The following is an 18,349-nucleotide window of genomic DNA, read 5'->3' as shown; positions in this document are numbered from 1 at the left end:
TTTCGATGGTGCAATCGAAAAATCTCTAGTCCGTTGATTGGTGCTCTTATCAGGTACGCACTGTAATCTTTCGATACCGCAAGGGTAGAGCTAGGATCACTTCACTGAAGTGACGGGGTTTTATAAACTCAGGGCGCTTAACGCGCCCTAAGAATTATATTATCAGAATAACAAATTAGTCTTTGCTACGATAAGCACGACGACGATCGTTTTCTGAGAGATGACGTTTACGTAAACGAATAGATTGTGGAGTCACTTCCACTAATTCATCATCATCAATAAACTCTAATGCTTGTTCTAATGTTTGCTTGATATGTGGCGTCAGCGTTGTCGCTTCATCCGTACCAGAAGCACGCATATTTGTCAGTTTTTTACCTGTTAAGCAGTTTACTGTTAAGTCATTAGAGCGAGTATGAATACCAATAACTTGGCCTTCATAAACTTCTGCACCATGAGTAACAAATAACTTACCACGATCTTGTAAGCTATATAGCGCGTAAGCAACGGCTTTACCCTGACCATTAGAGATCATCACACCATTATTACGACGACCGATTTCACCTGGGCGCACATCGTCATAATGACTGAATGTTGCGTACAGTAAACCAGTACCTGATGTCATCGTCATAAACTCAGTACGGAAGCCAATTAAACCACGGCTAGGGATAATGTAGTCTAAACGTACACGTCCTTTACCATCTGGTTGCATGTCGCGCATTTCACCTTTACGCTCACCCATCGCTTGCATCACATCACCTTGGTGCTGTTCTTCAATATCGATAGTGACTTGTTCGAAAGGCTCTTGTTTACGACCATCAATCTCGCGGAAGATAACTTTCGGACGAGATACGGCTAATTCGTAACCTTCACGGCGCATATTTTCAATCAGTACTGATAGGTGTAATTCACCACGACCTGATACACGGAATGCATCTGGATCTTCAGTCTCTTCAACACGCAGTGCTACGTTATGAACTAACTCTTTTTTCAGACGATCTAAAATCTGACGAGAAGTAACAAACTTACCTTCACGACCACAGAATGGTGATGTATTAACACAGAAATACATGCTAACAGTAGGCTCATCAACGGCTAATGCAGGTAATGCTTCCACAGCACCTACTTCGCAAATCGTATCAGAAATATTTAATTCACCTAAACCTGTAATCGCAATGATGTCGCCAGCTTCTGCAACGTCAACATCGATACGCTCTAAGCCTAAATGACCTAATACTTTACCTACTTTACCGTTGCGGGTATTACCTTCGCTATCGATGATAGTCACTTGTTGATTAGGTTTTACTTTACCGCGCTTAATACGGCCAATACCGATAACACCCAGATAGTTATTATAATCTAACTGAGAAATCTGCATCTGGAAGGTCCCCTCCAGATCGACTTTTGGCGGCTCTACATATTTGACGATAGCTTCATATAATGGAGTCATATCATCAGCCATGTCATTATAATCTGTTCCCGCAATACCATTTAATGCTGATGCATAGATAATTGGGAAATCCAGTTGTTCGTCAGTCGCACCTAAGTTAACAAACAGATCAAAGACCTGATCAACAACCCAGTCAGGGCGTGCACCTGGACGGTCAACTTTGTTGATAACAACGATAGGTTTTAAGTTGTTAGCAAACGCTTTTTGTGTCACAAAGCGAGTTTGTGGCATTGGGCCATCCATCGCGTCAACCAGCAATAGAACGCTGTCTACCATAGACATAACGCGTTCTACCTCACCACCAAAGTCGGCGTGTCCTGGGGTATCTACGATATTAATACGATAGTCATTCCATTTAATCGCTGTATTTTTCGCAAGAATAGTAATTCCGCGCTCTCTTTCGAGATCATTAGAGTCCATCACGCGCTCAGCAACGGTTTCACGTTCACCGAACGTGCCAGATTGCTGTAGTAATTTATCGACAATAGTAGTTTTACCATGGTCAACGTGGGCGATGATGGCGATATTACGCAAGTTTTCGATCACAAAATTTGCCTCAGGCATTGTAGAAATAAGCGTGTTATTGTACACGCTTTAGACGAGAGACTAAACAAGATCACAATAATGATTGCTTAACAATATGCAATTAATTGAATTGTGATCCTTTTCACGCCTCAGAAATAAGTCGTCTTGAACCGATTGCACCAAAATTGTGCAACTATTCAGACTTAATTTGCACCAAATTTGTGCAATAATTAAAAAATCACGGGGGATATTCTACACTAAACTTCATCAATACAGTATATATCCCTTTTTAGATAAGTTGGCATGCTTTTCGCAATAGAGTTTAGGTGAGCAAAAAATTCACCGAAAAATGTGTAAGGCCACTGCACTTAATAAAACCATTCGCCAGGAGAGTTACTATGTCCCTTGAACATGTGTTATCCATGATTGAAGAACATAAAGTTAGATATATTGACTTACGTTTCACTGATACCCGCGGTAAAGAACAACATATTACTATTCCGGCGCATCAAGTTAACGATGATTTCTTTGAAGAAGGAAAAATGTTCGACGGCTCCTCTATTGGTGGTTGGAAAGGCATTAATGAATCAGATATGGTGCTAATGCCTGATGCTACAACAGCGATGCTTGACCCATTTTTCCAAGATCCAACATTAATTATTCGTTGTGATGTTTTAGAGCCAGGCACTATGCAAGGTTACGATCGTGACCCGCGCTCTATCTCAAAACGTGCAGAAGACTACTTAAAATCAAGTGGTATCGCTGACACCGTCCTATTTGGCCCTGAACCTGAATTCTTCCTTTTTGATGATATTCGTTTTAAAAATGATATCTCTGGTGCTTCTTATGCCATCAATGATATTGAAGCAGCATGGAATACCAATACACAATATGAAGAAGGTAACAAAGGTCATCGCCCAATGGTAAAAGGAGGTTACTTCCCTCTACCTCCGGTTGATTCCTCACAAGATATTCGCTCGACCATGTGTAATATCATGGAAGAGATGGGCTTAGTGGTTGAAGCACACCACCACGAAGTCGCAACTGCAGGTCAAAATGAAGTGGCAACCCGCTTTAATACCATGACCAAAAAAGCAGATGAAACTCAAATTTATAAATACGTAGTACAAAACGTCGCTAACGTATTTGGTAAAACCGCGACCTTTATGCCAAAACCTTTAGTGGGTGATAATGGCTCAGGTATGCACTGCCACATGTCACTGTCTAAAAATGGTGTCAATTTATTTGCTGGTGATAAATATGGCGGATTATCTGAAATGGCGCTGTATTACATCGGTGGTATTATCAAACATGCTCGTGCATTAAACGCATTTACTAACCCAACCACTAACTCATATAAACGCTTAGTGCCGGGATTTGAAGCCCCTGTTATGCTGGCTTATTCTGCCCGTAACCGCTCAGCATCCATTCGTATTCCGGTAGTCGCTAGCATGAAAGCACGCCGTATCGAAGTGCGTTTCCCAGATCCTTTAGCTAACCCTTACCTTGCATTTGCAGCTCAATTAATGGCAGGTCTTGATGGTATTATCAATAAAATTCACCCAGGTGATGCCATGGATAAAAACCTCTATGACTTACCCCCAGAAGAAGCTAAAGAGATCCCAACAGTGGCAGGTTCATTAGAAGAGGCGCTCAATGCCCTTGATAATGACCGTGAATTCTTAACCCGTGGCGGTGTATTCACTGATGATGCTTTAGACGCTTATCTTGAGCTATTACGTACTGATGTGCAGCGTGTTCGTATGGCACCACATCCACTTGAATTTGAAATGTATTACAGTGCGTAACGCACAATAGTTAACGTACTTACTTTGCTTATGATTTTTTTGTTGCCGTGAAGCTATTTTGCCCATCTTCGGATGGGCTCTTTTCTCTCTAATGAGGCATCTGTTAATAAATTACGCATCTGTTCATTTATGAAAAAAAAGGTAAGATGCACTAAAATGGTGCAATGGGAGTATTCAATATGGAAACGGCGGATTTACCTGATAACACACTTATTTTGGATTCATTAATCCACTCAGTATTGGTTATCAACCAAGAGTTTATTATTTGCTATGCAAACCATGCTGCATTGCAATTACTGGCTCAAAGTCGTCGCAAATTATTTGAAACCCCTTTTAGCGCACTGTTTAGTTATTCCTCTTTTGATGAACAGTTAATGCGTGAAACATTAGCAAATGGGCAAAGCTTCACTGATAACGAAGTGATTTTGGTTATTAATAACCAATCACACACTATGTCGCTCAGTGCCCAGCCTATTTCCGAGCAACACATTTTGTTGGAGCTGGCGCCTATGGATAGTCAACGCCGGTTAAGCCAAGAGCAGATACAACAAGCACAACAAATGGCAGCTAGGGAATTGGTTAGGGGGCTGGCACATGAAATTAAAAATCCACTCGGTGGATTACGAGGGGCGGCTCAATTATTAGCAAAATCATTACCTGATCCTGCGCTGACTGAGTATACCCAAGTCATTATTGAACAAGCCGATCGCCTAAGAGCGCTTGTGGATAGGTTACTCGGTCCACAACATCCCGGCACCAAAACCTTTCAGAGTATTCATCATGTTGTAGAGCGTGTTGCACAACTTATCACATTAGAATGCCCTGAAAATGTCACCTTACTCAAAGATTATGATCCTAGTCTACCTGAGCTTTCACACTATCCGGATCAGATTGAGCAGGTATTGTTAAATATCACCCGCAATGCATTACAGGCAGTGGAGAAAACTGGGGGAACTATTATTTTGCGAACCCGAACAGCGTTCCAAGTCACACTGCAGGGTGAACGTCATCGACTAGTGGCTCGCATTGATGTGATTGATACTGGCGTGGGTATTCCTCCTCATCTACAAGACACGCTTTTTTACCCGATGGTCAGTGGCAGAGAAGGCGGAAATGGCCTTGGTTTATCCATTGCACGTAGCTTAGTCGACCAACACGCCGGTAAAATTGAGTTTACCAGTTGGCCGGGAAATACCGAGTTTTCTATTTACTTGCCAATAAAATAGGAGATAACCAATGCAAAAAGGAAATATATGGGTTGTCGATGATGATAGCTCTATTCGCTGGGTGCTTGAGCGAGCCATTACACGAGAAGGCCTTACATGTAAAACCTTCGAACACGCTAATGACGTCCTCAGTGCACTCAATAGTGAACTTCCCGATGTATTATTATCAGATATTCGTATGCCTGATATTGATGGTTTATCTCTATTAAAAAGCGTTAAAGAGCAACACCCTACGTTGCCGGTTATTATCATGACAGCGCATTCTGATCTTGATGCCGCGGTAAATGCTTATCAGCAAGGGGCATTTGATTATCTCCCCAAGCCTTTTGATATTGATGATACACTTGCACTCATTCATCGTGCTATTACGCACTATCGAGAGCAAAAACAACCTAATACAACAGAAACTAACCTTCAATCTGTCTCTGACATGATTGGCGAAGCCCCTGCGATGCAAGAGGTTTATCGCATTATTGGTCGCCTTTCTCGCTCATCAATTAGTGTGCTTATCAATGGCGAGTCGGGTACTGGTAAAGAATTAGTTGCACATGCTCTTCATCGCCATAGTCCGAGAGCACAAGCCCCTTTTATTGCACTCAATATGGCGGCTATTCCCAAAGACTTAATTGAATCAGAACTTTTTGGTCATGAAAAAGGGGCATTTACTGGTGCATCTCAAGTACGCCAAGGCCGTTTTGAACAAGCAAATGGCGGTTCCCTCTTTCTTGATGAAATTGGCGATATGCCACTGGATATTCAAACCCGCTTATTACGCGTCTTGGCTGAAGGACAATTTTATCGTGTTGGCGGTTATGCCCCTGTGAAAGTCGATGTGCGTATTATTGCCGCGACTCATCAAGACTTAGAAAAACGCGTAATGGAAGGTGATTTTCGTGAAGATCTCTACCATCGACTCAATGTAATACGTATTCAATTGCCCCCACTGCGTGATAGAACAGAAGATATTCCAAGCTTAGCGCGTTATTTTCTCCAAAAAACCGCTCGAGAGCTTGGTGTTGAAACCAAAGTGCTCCACCAGCAAAGTTTACATTGCATGATGGAATACCACTGGTCAGGTAACGTCAGACAATTAGAAAACGTATGTCGTTGGTTAACGGTTATGACCGCTAGCCAAGAGATTATGCCGCAAGATTTACCTCAAGAGATCCGCCAATCAGATGAGAAGAGCAAATCGATACCTCGAGTCTCCTCTCAACATTGGTCACAACATCTTTCATTATGGGCGGATGAGGTATTCAGTGAAGGCAAAGAAAATATTCTTAATGACGCTCTACCGCAATTTGAGCGCACCTTACTACTCAGTGCGCTTTCCTATACAAAAGGCCATAAACAAGATGCTGCTCGTTTATTAGGATGGGGAAGAAATACGCTGACACGTAAATTAAAAGAGTTAGGTATAGAGGAGTTTTAAGTCACTCCCCTCCCTTTTATTTTTGCCCACTAAATCACTCGAGAGAATTGGCGTTGGCGCATTTGATTACGTAAATAAGTATCAAAACACATACAAATATTACGGATCAATAAACGTCCTCTTGGAGTGACCTGAATTTTTTCTGCGCTGATCTCCACCAATCCATCTTCTGCCATTGGTGCAAGCAATGCTAAGTCTTCTTTAAAATAATCTTGGAAATCAAGCTGATATAGATTTTCAATCTCAGTAAAGTTAAGATGGAAATTACAAATCAAGGTCTTAATAACATCGCGACGAATACAATCATCATGAGTTAGAGAGAGTCCACGCCACAACGCATGCCCTTCGCTATTTACGCGAGCATAATACTCTTTTAGCACTTTTTCGTTCTGCGCATAGTGATCACCCAGCATACTGATAGCTGAAACGCCCATTCCCAATAAGTCACACTCTTCATGAGTGGTATATCCTTGGAAATTACGATGTAGAATACCTTGGCGCTGTGCAACCGCTAATTCATCATCAGGCTTAGCAAAGTGATCCATACCAATAAACTGATAACCATTTGTGGTGAGTGTGGTGATAGTCTCTTGCAAGATCTCTAACTTTTCTTCTGCAAGTGGTAAATCTTCATCTTTAATTTTACGTTGTGCGGCAAATAAATTAGGTAAATGTGCATAATTGAACACACTTAAGCGATCAGGGGACAATTCAATCACTTTTTTTAACGTAAAAGCAAAACTTTCTTTAGTCTGTTTAGGTAGCCCATAGATCAAATCAATACTGGTAGAATGAAAGCCCACTTCACGCGCTCTTGCTACTAATGAAAAGATAAATGCTTCATCTTGTTCACGATTAACTTTTTGTTGCACCTCTTTATTAAAATCTTGCACCCCCATACTTAGGCGGTTAAATCCCTCATTGTGTAAATGATCAATAACATCTAACTCAATCTCACGGGGATCAATTTCAATAGAGAGCTCAGCATTTTCCACAAAATGAAAATGTTGTCTTAATAAGGCGACTAAGCGACTAATTTGCTGTTTATCAAGAAAAGTGGGAGTACCGCCCCCCCAATGCATTTGGGTCACTTTTCTATTTTTAAAATAGCGAGCGCGATTAATAATTTCTTTTTCTAAAACATCAAGATATTCATCAGCTTTATGTTTATGGCGCGTGATAATTTTATTACAACCGCAGAAATAACATAACTTATGGCAGAAAGGAATGTGAATATACAGTGACAGAGGTCGTTCGGGATAACGCTTTGTTGCTTGTTCGAAATCCGCATCACTATATTGCTGATTAAATTCCAATGCCGTTGGGTATGATGTGTAGCGCGGACCTGAATAGTTATACTTATGGATCAGGTCAAGATCCCAAATAATTGTTTGTTCTGACATGCTTCTACCTTCCAAAAGTGAACCGCCGATGTGCCATACCAGCCAACAGACATTATGACCACCAGAAATAATAGTGTAACCAATAAATGCTTAACTGAACACGAGAGAAAAAAAGATCCTGTTTTTGATCTTTTCACTCTATCTGTAAATAATCACTCAAGTAAAAAATATGATATAGATCACATTAAACGGAAATAGTATTACTGTTAAAATTTATTTATGAATAATTTAAGTTTATTCAATATGTTAGTAGCGCATTTTAATGACACATCTTTTTTCGATTATTTTTATAACACATTAAAAAAAATATATTACTCAAAATACACTTTAAAATAAATAAATATATCGTTTTATTAATTTTATTATATTTTTATTCTCTCATAATTCGATAGTTATAATTATAATGATAATTAGCCCTTTACCTAATTTATAATATTACATACTCTATATTTAAACATTGATTAATATCCAATTAAGTCGTGTTTTGATTTAAATTTGAGGCTCAGTAAAAGAATAAAGGTCGCTATATTACAAGGAAAGATAGCACTCCCCATTACCTTTTCGCATTCATTCTGATATTTCTCTTATTTAATCGTCTCTTTATATATTCCGAATTAAGGATTATGCGCCACGGAAGGAAATGGACAATCAACCAAGGATGGTTAGTTCTCTGCGATATATCATTTCCCCCCCTTAATGTTTCACTCTCAAATCAGTAGTCGCACGCTGTTTATATAAAATGCAGATAAAATCACCCAATATAAATAAGAATAATTATTATTTATAATAGATAAATAAAAACGCGGCTTATATTTACAATATAAACCGCGTCTTTTAAAAGAGTAATCACTATAACAAACTGTTATTGTCCCTCTTTTTCATAGTGGGGAGAGCGAGGACCATACAAGATCCCATTGGCATGTCCAGCAGAGAGTAAACGCACACTTGCTACTCCTGCAATTTCGTGACTTTTATCTGCAATAGTATCAACAATTTGAGTCACTACTGCAGAAACTAACATGCCCACCAAACCATTCGATGCTGTATCCCCTTCTGCACTCGATGCACTGGCATGTCCACTCCACAGTAAGGCACCATTACGTAAATCAACCAATTTAGCACTGGCACTGACACGCGTCTCACTGGCGATCACTTGATAAGAAGTACCATATTGGGTGACATCCAAATAGAGCACAGAATCCGCACCAAAAATCTCACGTAACTTACTAGGACTCACCGCTTGGATATCGCTTCCCGTTGACAAACCATTTTGTTTAAAGGTCTCTTCAACAACCGCGACAGGAAAAACATAATAGCCAGCTTCCGCCAAAGGATAAGTCACTTGAGATAAAAAGCTATGGGCAGCTTCTACTTCTGGAGTCTGATTTTTAGGTAACAGCACTAAAATGCTTTTTGGTTTACTTGCTTTAAAGGCGGTATAGTCTGTTTTGACTGGCTCTGCACATCCTGATAACACAAAAGCAAATGCCACAAAAACTAACGTTAAAATGCGATTCATTTTTGTGCTCCCTTATTTTTCATCAGAAAATCCATAAACTTTGCTGATTCAGGATAAAGGGTTTTCTCCTGATCAAACTCACTCATGGCTAAGTCTAATGCGCCAGTGGTCACATATAACATGCCCAAATGTGCATGTAACCCCGGTGGAACGCCTAATGATTTTGCTCGGGCAACCTCGATGCTTTTTTTCAATGCATCGATTTGCGCATGAGGATCACTTTCACTTTGTTGATAATATTGATATACCACCGTTTGATAACTATCCCAGTTATAAAGAGGCTTTGGCGCTTGGCACCCAACCAATAACAACGAGGCAAATAGCAACCCCAGCAATGATTTTGACATTTTTATATCCTTATAAAATTGGGGTTACTGCTCAGGCTGCCAAGCATGGCTTTCAATCCCTGCAACTAAATTATTCACCGCTTCACGAATGGCTAAATCAAGCACTTTACCATTAAGTGTTGAGTCATAACTTGCTGTGCCACCAAAACCAACAATCTCACGATTAGAAAGCTCGTATTCCCCCGCACCTTGCGTAGAGAACACCACTTCAGAGGTATTCACATTCACAACATTTAAGTTCACTTTGGCATAAGCAACTTGGGTTTTTCCACGTCCTAAGATACCAAATAGTTGGCGATCACCTACTTCTTTGCGACCAAACTCTGTCACATCACCAGTAATAACGTAAGTTGCGCCTTTTAATTGCTGACTTTGGCCTTTAATCTTCGCTTCTTGTGTTAACTCCGTTAAGTTAGCGCGATCTAAAACATTAAAACGGCCTGTTTGTTGTAAATGTGTAATTAAAATCGTTTTAGATTGATTACCCAATCTATCCACACCATCAGAAAAAATACCATTCATGTAATTAGAACGGTTATCAAACTTACCAATAGCAATGGCACTCTTAGGTCCTGAGTAAGTCGTATTATAGGTAGCCACTTTAGCAACCTCTAAAGAGCGAGAAGATTCTGAGGCACAACCTGCTAGTAATGAAGCAGAAAGTAAAACTACCCCTAATGATAATTTATTAAATGTCATTTTCATCATCCAATATCGGTGAAATAAACCTATCGTCATTGATTTTTGTTGTGCAAATCCTATGACGAACAATAAAATAAGATAAATTTTAATTTACGTTTCTATTTTACCCGCCATTAAACCATAACAGTAGTAAGGTTAATAATGGGATCAACTTATTTTTAATATAAAATTAATCACCCATAGGGAAAATAGAAAAATGTTGATAAAAGAAACAACAAATGAATATAAAGATAAAATACGTTATATTCTATCTATTATATTAGCAATATACCTTAAGTTAGATAAAAGCAGACTCAGACAAAAGACTAAAAGTATATTTTATATTAACAAAATAATTTAATTGCTGATTACTTTTGGCTTTTTATTCATCAAACCATAGATTGAGTGAATAGTTATGAAACGTGAAGTAATACAATTTATTACTTCACGTTAATATTGATGGCTGCCTATAAGATATTAGCGTTTTTTACCAAATGCTGCGGCCAATGCATCGCTCATCGCACTATTACCTGCATTGTTACCCGTATTTGATTGGCGGTTTCTGGTCGGTTTTTGCCCGCGACTATGTTTAGAAGCATTATCCTTAGTCACTGACTGGCGTTTATGATCACTATCAGCAGCCACTTCATCTAAACGCATGGTTAACGCAATACGTTTACGCGGTAAATCGACTTCAAGGACTTTTACTTTCACAATATCGCCGGTTTTTACCACAGTATGGGGATCTTCAACAAATTTATCCGACAGTGATGAAATATGCACTAACCCATCTTGGTGTACCCCAATATCCACAAAGGCACCAAAATTAGTCACATTAGTTACAGTACCTTCCAATATCATACCACTGACTAAATCATTCATTGTTTCAACACCTTCGGCAAAGGTGGCTGTTTTAAACTCAGGTCGAGGATCACGCCCCGGTTTAGCAAGCTCCTTTAAGATGTCATTAATGGTAGGTAAACCGAACTGCTCGGTGACAAATTCTCTGGCATTGATTTGTGAAAGTAATGCACTATTGCCCATGACTTGATCAATTTTTTGATGTATTGATTGCAAGATATTTTCAACAATAGGATAGGCTTCAGGGTGAACCGTTGAGGCATCAAGTGGATTTTTACCATCACGAATACGTAAAAATCCCGCACACTGCTCAAACGCTTTAGGCCCTAAGCGCGCCACTTTGAGTAACTGTTTTCTATCCACAAAACGGCCATTTTCATCACGCCAAGCAATAATATTTTGAGCAATAGATTGGCTAAGCCCCGCCACTCGCGTCAATAGCGGTACAGAGGCTGTATTTAAATCAACACCGACACCATTTACACAGTCTTCAACAACAGTATCTAATTTTTTTGCCAATAACGTTTGGCTCACATCATGCTGATATTGACCCACTCCGATAGATTTAGGGTCAATTTTTACCAATTCCGCCAATGGATCTTGTAAGCGACGAGCGATAGAAACAGCGCCACGAAGAGAAACATCTAAATCCGGAAATTCTTTCGCTGCCAGCTCTGATGCCGAATAAACCGATGCCCCGGCTTCGCTCACGATCACTTTTTGTGCTTTAACTTCTGGGTAGCGTTTTACTGTATCAGCAAAAAAGCGCTCTGTTTCACGTGATGCAGTACCGTTACCAATCGCCACTAATTCTACATTATGCTTAATACATAATGCCGCTACACTAGCAGCGGCTTTATCCGCTTGTCCGGTATGAGGATAAATAGTATCTGTCGCAATCAGCTTACCGGTACTATCCACCACCGCGACTTTAACCCCAGTACGTAAACCAGGATCTAGCCCCATCGTAGCTCGCATACCTGCAGGTGCGGCCATTAAGAGATCTTTTAGGTTACGTGCAAACACATTAATGGCTTCATCTTCCGCTTTCTCGCGTAACTGACCCATTAACTCAGTTTCAAGATGCATTAACACTTTTATACGCCAAGTCCAGCTGACAACGGCTTTACGCCAACTATCTGCGGGTTGATTATTAAGACGTAAGCCTAAATGCTCCGTAATCAACTGTTCGCCATAGCTCTCTTTGGGAGCTTCTTCGAATTGTGGATCAGGATTAAGTGATAACTGTAAAATACCTTCATTACGACCACGAAACATCGCTAATGCACGGTGAGAAGGTACATGAGCAATCGGCTCATGAGTATCAAAATAATCGCTAAATTTAGCGCCTTCTGCTTCTTTTCCGTCAACAACTTTGCTAACAAGATGCGCATTTTTCCATAAATATTGGCGAACTTTAGCTAATAATCCAGCATCTTCTGCAAAACGTTCCATTAAGATATAGCGAGCCCCATCTAAGGCTGCTTTACTATCATCTATTCCTTTTTCAGGGTTGATATATGCACTTGCTGCGTCTTCAGGAGTATGTTGTGGTTCATTCCATAACAAATCAGCTAATGGCTCTAAGCCATTTTCAATTGCAATTTGCCCACGAGTACGACGTTTCGGTTTATAAGGAAGGTAGAGATCTTCAAGTTCTGTTTTACTTTGCGTCTCATTAATCGAAGAGCGTAATTCTTCTGTGAGTTTCCCCTGCTCTTCAATTGATTTTAAAATAGTTTGGCGACGATCATTGAGTTCCCGTAAGTAACTCAGGCGGGTTTCCAATTGACGAAGCTGAGTATCATCTAACCCACCAGTTACCTCTTTTCGGTAACGGGCCACAAAAGGCACCGTATTCCCTTCATCCAGTAACGTAATGGCCGAAAGTACTTGCTGGGGCTTTACTGATAGCTCTTGTGCAATAATTCGGCTTAATGATTCATTCATAATATATTTACCTACCGAGAGGAGTGGTTAAAAAAGATGGCTATTATACACGCGCAATAAGAAAAAAATTCCGCTTATTATAGGCCAAGCATGACATTTATGAGGAAAATAACAGATTATTCTGTGATTCGCGCTATAGTATCTGTATGAAATTCAATGTTGATGATCGTATTTATTGGTAATGGCAAAAAGTAACTATATTACTCGTGATGGCTGGCATGCCTTGGATAAAGAGCTAAAATATCTTTGGAAAGAAGAGCGTCCTCGCGTCACTCAATCGGTCTCTGAAGCAGCGGCTCAAGGTGACCGTTCGGAAAATGCTGAATATATCTATGGTAAAAAAAGATTACGTGAAATAGACCGACGAGTTCGTTTTTTATCCAAACGTCTTGATGAATTAAAAATTGTTGACCCAGATCCTCGTCAAGAAGGAAAAGTGTATTTTGGCGCTTGGGTAACCCTTGAAGACGATGATGAAAACATTAAGACATTTAGACTAGTCGGCCCTGATGAATTTGACCCAGCAAAACAGTGGATTTCTATTGATTCCCCTGTCGCAAGAGCGCTGATCGGTAAAAAAGTGGATGATGAAGTTAGCGTGCAAACGCCAGGTGGCATCGTTAATTACTGCGTATTATCTATCAAATATTATTCGGAATAAGATAAATAAATAGTGTGATATTCTAAGATACAAAGTCAGAACAAGTTTTGCCTATAAATCATTAATATTTATTCTTTGTTTTTGGTTTAATATTCTTATCAATGATAGAATTCGCTAATAAAAGCATTTGCACTTCGGGAGCTTAAAGATGCAAGACAGTTATAAAGTGCTGATTGTGGATGATGATTTACGTCTACGTTCACTATTAGAGCGCTATTTGACAGAGCAGGGTTTTCAAATCCGCACCGCGGCAAACTCCGATCAAATGGATCGTTTACTTACTCGCGAATCTATCCATCTTATTGTCCTCGACTTAATGCTTCCTGGCGAAGATGGCTTATCTATTTGTCGTCGCTTGAGAAGCCAAAACAATCCTATCCCTATTATTATGGTGACTGCCAAAGGGGAAGAAGTTGACAGAATTGTCGGACTTGAAATTGGTGCTGATGATTATATCTCAAAACCATTTAACCCAAGAGAGCTATTAGCCCGTATTCGTGCGGTGCTTCGTCGCCAAGCCAACGAACTACCGGGAGCACCTTCACAAGACAATGCGATTGTCTCATTTGGTAAATTTAAGCTTAACCTCGGTACGCGGGAAATGTTCCACGAAGATCAACATATGCCTTTGACCAGTGGTGAATTTGCCGTATTAAAAGTCCTTGTTTCACATCCCCGAGAGCCATTATCACGTGATAAATTAATGAGTCTGGCGCGAGGTCGTGAATATAGTGCGATGGAGCGTTCTATTGATGTGCAAATTTCTCGTTTACGTCGCATGATTGAAGAAGATCCCACCCATCCTCGCTATATTCAAACGGTTTGGGGACTGGGTTATGTCTTTGTACCTGATGGAACGAGCGTATCATAATGAGAAGGCTGAGGCTTTCACCCCACAATAAGCTCACTCGCTCTCTATTTCTGGTTATCTTATTACTTTTTTTTAGCTTGATAGCCAGTTATGTTGTTGTACAGCATCTTATTGTCGGGCCAAGCCTCCAGCAATTTAATAAAGTATTAGCGTATGAAATTCGTACGCTAGTACCGGAAGAACTGATCTTAGTCGATGGCACCCCACTTAAAATTTCTCCCGCTCTACGTAATAAAATTTACAACGAGTTAGGTATCTCATTTTTTGATAAAGACGCCGCTTTAAAAGCCGGTTTAGAGTGGGCAAGAGAAGATTTAGAACTTAGCCAGCAGATGACGGATTATCTCAATAGTGATACGACGATTTGGCTAGAAAACACCCTAGAGTATCCTATTTTATGGATTAATACCCAACTCTCACCCACGCTATGGATACGCGTACCACTTACCGAATTAGGGCAAAATTTCTTATTACCCGTTTATCGGCAAGCCATTATTTTTATCATCATCGTAGTGGCATTTTTCTGGTTATATAACCGTTTTCAAAATCGTCCATTGCATGAAGTTGAATATGCAGCACGACGCATTGGTAAAGGGGTGATCCCTCCGCCAATACCTGAATCTGGCACTGCTGAAATGCGTTCAATTATTCGAGCATTTAATCAAATGTCATCAGATATTCGCTCATTAGATAATGATAGAACACTGGTGATGGCAGGAGTAAGCCATGATTTACGCACTCCGTTAACGCGTATTCGTCTTGCTACAGAAATGATGAGTCCTGAAGATAGTTATCTTGCTGATTCTATCAATAAAGATATTGAAGATTGCGATGCCATTATCGGTCAATTTTTAGACTATATGCGCACAGGCAAAGAGATGTCTTTAGAATTATGTGATATGAATGGTCTATTGCGTGAAGTGATCTGCGCTGAATCTAACTCAGGCAAAGTCAGCGAAGAGCATTTATACCCTTATCCTATCAATATCACAGCAAACCCAATTGCCGTCAAACGGGCGCTTACCAATATGATTGTTAATGCCACACGCTACGGACATGGTTGGATAAGCATCACAAGTAATCAAAATGAAGAATATGCTTGGTTTCAAGTTGAAGACGATGGTCCAGGCATTGCCAAAGAAGATAGACAACGTTTATTCCAACCCTTTGTTCAAGGGGAACAAGCACGAAGTTCAACCGGTGCGGGTTTAGGTCTATCTATTATTCGTCGGATCATGGATGCCCATGGTGGCTTTGTCGAACTCGGCGATAGCACGAAAGGCGGGTTACTTATCCGTGCCAACTTTCCGTTAAAAGTGCAAGAAGACGAAGATGATTAATATCCTCACTTTTTAACGTTAACGCCCTTCTTATTTTTTCTCACCTGTTTTTATGCATTATTTTCACTCTTTTTCTGCTTTGTCATAAAACTGTCACAATTAAGACATTTAATTGTCATCTAACTGACCTATTGTCTGTGCGTACCGTAACCGAAGTTGATAGATGTCGAAAAGTTATTCTACCTATCCCACAGGAGGGATTATGAAACTGATGCGTACCACCCTGACCAGTGTCATTGCCGCTGCACTTTCAATGACGGCTCTTTCTGCACAGGCAACGACCTCACTGACTGGTGCTGGCGCAACGTTCCCTGCTCCAGTTTATGCAAAATGGGCAGATAGCTATCAAAAAGAAACTGGCAACAAAGTTAACTACCAAGGCATAGGCTCTTCTGGTGGTGTAAAACAGATCATTGCTAATACTGTCGATTTTGGTGCTTCTGATGCACCATTAGCTGATGAAAAACTCAAGGCTGACGGTTTATTCCAATTTCCAACTGTCATCGGTGGTGTGGTGATGGCAGTCAATATCTCAGGTATTAAATCCGGTGAGCTTGTCTTAGACGGTGAGACTATCGGGAATATCTACTTAGGCAAGATCCAAAAATGGAATGATCCTGCTATAGCTAAACTAAATCCAAAACTCAATCTACCTGACCAAAACATTGCTGTTGTTCGTCGTGCTGATGGTTCAGGCACATCATTCGTTTTTACTAGCTACTTATCTAAAGTAAATAGCGCATGGAAAGATGAAGTAGGCGCAGGCTCTACCGTTAAATGGCCTACAGGCTTAGGTGGTAAGGGAAATGATGGCATCGCAGCCTTTGTTCAACGTCTACCAGGCTCAATTGGTTATGTTGAATACGCTTACGCAAAACAAAACAATCTTGCATATACTCAATTAGTCACTGCAGATGGCGAAGTTATTCCTCCTACTGCCGATAGTTTTAGCGCAGCAGCGAGAAAAATTGATTGGAGTAAGAGCTTTGCACAAGACCTAACGAATCAAAAAGGCGAAAATGCCTGGCCAATTACTTCTACTACCTTCATTTTAGTGCATCAAACGCAAAAAGATGCGGCTAAAGGAAAAGAAGTACTGAATTTCTTTAACTGGGCATATGAAAAAGGCAATGATGAAGCGAAAAATCTTGATTACGCCGTATTGCCAAAAGAAGTGGTAGAACAAATTCGTGCCGCTTGGAAAACAAGCATCAAAGACAGTAATGGTAAACCAATTTACTAACCAAAGGGTTACCATTAAAAAATAGATTAACGTTCACCCCCTGCAACACAGGGGGTAATAAATTAAAGAGGCTTTATGGCCGAGCATACAACGGTAATAAAGGCCCCGAGTAAACGAGGGGACGTTATTTTTAGCGCACTAGTTCGACTAGCTGCGTTAATTACACTTTTGCTTTTAGCAGGTATCATTGTTTCACTGATTTTCGCCTCATGGCCAAGTATTCAACAATTTGGTCTGTCATTCTTGTGGACGAAAGAGTGGGATCCACCCGCACAGGAATTCGGTGCTTTAGTACCAATTTACGGTACTGTCGTTACCTCAATTATTGCCCTGATCATTGCGGTTCCGGTGAGTTTTGGTATTGCACTCTTTTTAACAGAACTGGCACCCAATTGGCTAAAACGCCCATTGGGTATCGCTATTGAGTTATTAGCCGCTATTCCAAGTATCGTTTATGGTATGTGGGGACTCTTTATCTTTGCCCCGCTCTTTGCCACATACTTCCAAGAGCCTGTTGGCAACGTGCTCTCATCAGTCCCTATTGTCGGTGAGTTATTCTCTGGTCCTGCGTTTGGTATCGGTATATTAGCAGCAGGGGTTATCCTCGCAATTATGATCATCCCTTATATCGCGTCTGTAATGCGTGATGTATTTGAACAGACCCCGGTGATGATGAAAGAATCCGCTTACGGTATCGGCTGTACCACATGGGAAGTGATTTGGAATATCGTTTTACCTTATACCCGAAACGGTGTGATAGGTGGTGTGATGCTTGGATTAGGTCGTGCGCTCGGGGAAACAATGGCAGTGACCTTTATTATTGGTAACACCTACCAGTTAGACTCTGCATCACTCTTTATGCCGGGCAATAGTATTACCTCTGCATTAGCCAACGAATTTGCCGAAGCAGAAACGGGCCTTCATACCGCTGCATTAATGGAATTAGGTCTGATTTTATTTGTCATTACCTTTATCGTCCTTGCGATTTCTAAGTTTATGACACTACGTTTATCTAAGAATGAAGGAGCACGTTAA

Annotated in this window: 14 protein-coding genes; 8 read left to right on the top strand and 6 right to left on the bottom strand. The window is 40.4% G+C overall.

From position 1 onward, the window contains the following. Nucleotides 1-175: 175 nt before the first annotated feature. Nucleotides 176-2,011 carry a ribosome-dependent GTPase TypA gene (typA, locus tag HMPREF0693_RS16720; protein WP_004246802.1) on the bottom strand — a complete coding sequence of 612 codons (1,836 nt, stop codon included), beginning with the start codon at nucleotides 2,009-2,011 and terminating at the stop codon, nucleotides 176-178. A 359-nt stretch (nucleotides 2,012-2,370) separates the two neighbouring features. Between typA and glnA the strand changes: the two genes are divergently transcribed. The 3 genes from glnA (at nucleotide 2,371) to glnG (ending at nucleotide 6,438) form a co-directional block, all read left to right on the top strand. Next, the gene (glnA, locus tag HMPREF0693_RS16715) at nucleotides 2,371-3,780 is read left to right on the top strand and encodes a glutamate--ammonia ligase (protein ID WP_004246801.1); all 1,410 of its coding nucleotides are present in this window, start codon (nucleotides 2,371-2,373) and stop codon (nucleotides 3,778-3,780) included. 179 nt (nucleotides 3,781-3,959) lie between these two features. Further along, entirely contained in the window at nucleotides 3,960-5,006 is a 1,047-nt protein-coding gene (gene glnL / locus HMPREF0693_RS16710) for a nitrogen regulation protein NR(II) (protein ID WP_036932500.1), read from the top strand. 10 nt (nucleotides 5,007-5,016) lie between these two features. Next, entirely contained in the window at nucleotides 5,017-6,438 is a 1,422-nt protein-coding gene (gene glnG / locus HMPREF0693_RS16705; RefSeq protein WP_004246799.1) for a nitrogen regulation protein NR(I), read from the top strand. Nucleotides 6,439-6,467: 29 nt separating this feature from the next. Here the strand turns inward: glnG and hemN are convergent, their stop codons facing one another. The 5 genes from hemN to HMPREF0693_RS16680 form a co-directional block, all read right to left on the bottom strand. After that, nucleotides 6,468-7,841, bottom strand: a complete 1,374-nt coding sequence (gene hemN / locus HMPREF0693_RS16700) for an oxygen-independent coproporphyrinogen III oxidase (RefSeq protein WP_004246798.1) — start codon at nucleotides 7,839-7,841, stop codon at nucleotides 6,468-6,470. Nucleotides 7,842-8,703: 862 nt separating this feature from the next. Then, the gene (locus HMPREF0693_RS16695; protein WP_004246797.1) at nucleotides 8,704-9,360 is read right to left on the bottom strand and encodes a DUF799 domain-containing protein; all 657 of its coding nucleotides are present in this window, start codon (nucleotides 9,358-9,360) and stop codon (nucleotides 8,704-8,706) included. Continuing rightward, complete coding sequence (locus HMPREF0693_RS16690; RefSeq protein ID WP_004246796.1) at nucleotides 9,357-9,707, bottom strand: DUF4810 domain-containing protein; 351 nt, start codon at nucleotides 9,705-9,707, stop codon at nucleotides 9,357-9,359. Before HMPREF0693_RS16690 ends, HMPREF0693_RS16695 begins: the two co-directional genes overlap by 4 nt. A gap of 24 nt (nucleotides 9,708-9,731) precedes the next feature. Beyond that, nucleotides 9,732-10,412 carry a CsgG/HfaB family protein gene (locus tag HMPREF0693_RS16685; protein WP_012368537.1) on the bottom strand — a complete coding sequence of 227 codons (681 nt, stop codon included), beginning with the start codon at nucleotides 10,410-10,412 and terminating at the stop codon, nucleotides 9,732-9,734. 453 nt (nucleotides 10,413-10,865) lie between these two features. Then, complete coding sequence (locus tag HMPREF0693_RS16680) at nucleotides 10,866-13,199, bottom strand: Tex family protein (protein ID WP_004246794.1); 2,334 nt, start codon at nucleotides 13,197-13,199, stop codon at nucleotides 10,866-10,868. Between the two features lie 181 nt (nucleotides 13,200-13,380). Between HMPREF0693_RS16680 and greB the strand changes: the two genes are divergently transcribed. From greB to pstC, 5 genes are all read left to right on the top strand, one after another. Then, nucleotides 13,381-13,860: a transcription elongation factor GreB gene (greB, locus tag HMPREF0693_RS16675; RefSeq protein ID WP_004246793.1), complete on the top strand. Its 480-nt coding sequence runs from the start codon at nucleotides 13,381-13,383 to the stop codon at nucleotides 13,858-13,860. A gap of 148 nt (nucleotides 13,861-14,008) precedes the next feature. Then, a complete protein-coding gene (ompR, locus tag HMPREF0693_RS16670; RefSeq protein ID WP_004246792.1) occupies nucleotides 14,009-14,731 on the top strand; it encodes an osmolarity response regulator transcription factor OmpR in 723 nt (240 codons plus the stop codon). After that, complete coding sequence (envZ, locus tag HMPREF0693_RS16665) at nucleotides 14,731-16,071, top strand: two-component system sensor histidine kinase EnvZ (RefSeq protein ID WP_004246791.1); 1,341 nt, start codon at nucleotides 14,731-14,733, stop codon at nucleotides 16,069-16,071. Before ompR ends, envZ begins: the two co-directional genes overlap by 1 nt. Before the next feature lie 202 nt (nucleotides 16,072-16,273). Then, nucleotides 16,274-17,314, top strand: coding sequence for a phosphate ABC transporter substrate-binding protein PstS (gene pstS, locus HMPREF0693_RS16660; RefSeq protein WP_004246790.1), 1,041 nt, complete (start codon nucleotides 16,274-16,276; stop codon nucleotides 17,312-17,314). Nucleotides 17,315-17,389: 75 nt separating this feature from the next. Continuing rightward, entirely contained in the window at nucleotides 17,390-18,349 is a 960-nt protein-coding gene (gene pstC, locus HMPREF0693_RS16655; RefSeq protein ID WP_004246789.1) for a phosphate ABC transporter permease PstC, read from the top strand.

It is taken from the genome of Proteus mirabilis ATCC 29906 (genome assembly GCF_000160755.1).
Lineage (GTDB): Bacteria > Pseudomonadota > Gammaproteobacteria > Enterobacterales > Enterobacteriaceae > Proteus > Proteus mirabilis.
The sequence above is the reverse complement of the archived record's forward strand: the minus strand, read 5'-3'. Positions and strand labels throughout refer to the sequence as shown.

Bases quoted from the DNA above. Each gene is read 5' to 3' on its own strand.
- typA (WP_004246802.1), bottom strand. From the start codon at position 2,011: ATGCCTGAGGCAAATTTTGTGATCGAAAACTTGCGTAATATCGCCATC.
- glnA (WP_004246801.1), top strand. From the start codon at position 2,371: ATGTCCCTTGAACATGTGTTATCCATGATTGAAGAACATAAAGTTAGA.
- glnL (WP_036932500.1), top strand. From the start codon at position 3,960: ATGGAAACGGCGGATTTACCTGATAACACACTTATTTTGGATTCATTA.
- glnG (WP_004246799.1), top strand. From the start codon at position 5,017: ATGCAAAAAGGAAATATATGGGTTGTCGATGATGATAGCTCTATTCGC.
- hemN (WP_004246798.1), bottom strand. From the start codon at position 7,841: ATGTCAGAACAAACAATTATTTGGGATCTTGACCTGATCCATAAGTAT.
- HMPREF0693_RS16695 (WP_004246797.1), bottom strand. From the start codon at position 9,360: ATGAATCGCATTTTAACGTTAGTTTTTGTGGCATTTGCTTTTGTGTTA.
- HMPREF0693_RS16690 (WP_004246796.1), bottom strand. From the start codon at position 9,707: ATGTCAAAATCATTGCTGGGGTTGCTATTTGCCTCGTTGTTATTGGTT.
- HMPREF0693_RS16685 (WP_012368537.1), bottom strand. From the start codon at position 10,412: ATGAAAATGACATTTAATAAATTATCATTAGGGGTAGTTTTACTTTCT.
- HMPREF0693_RS16680 (WP_004246794.1), bottom strand. From the start codon at position 13,199: ATGAATGAATCATTAAGCCGAATTATTGCACAAGAGCTATCAGTAAAG.
- greB (WP_004246793.1), top strand. From the start codon at position 13,381: ATGGCAAAAAGTAACTATATTACTCGTGATGGCTGGCATGCCTTGGAT.
- ompR (WP_004246792.1), top strand. From the start codon at position 14,009: ATGCAAGACAGTTATAAAGTGCTGATTGTGGATGATGATTTACGTCTA.
- envZ (WP_004246791.1), top strand. From the start codon at position 14,731: ATGAGAAGGCTGAGGCTTTCACCCCACAATAAGCTCACTCGCTCTCTA.
- pstS (WP_004246790.1), top strand. From the start codon at position 16,274: ATGAAACTGATGCGTACCACCCTGACCAGTGTCATTGCCGCTGCACTT.
- pstC (WP_004246789.1), top strand. From the start codon at position 17,390: ATGGCCGAGCATACAACGGTAATAAAGGCCCCGAGTAAACGAGGGGAC.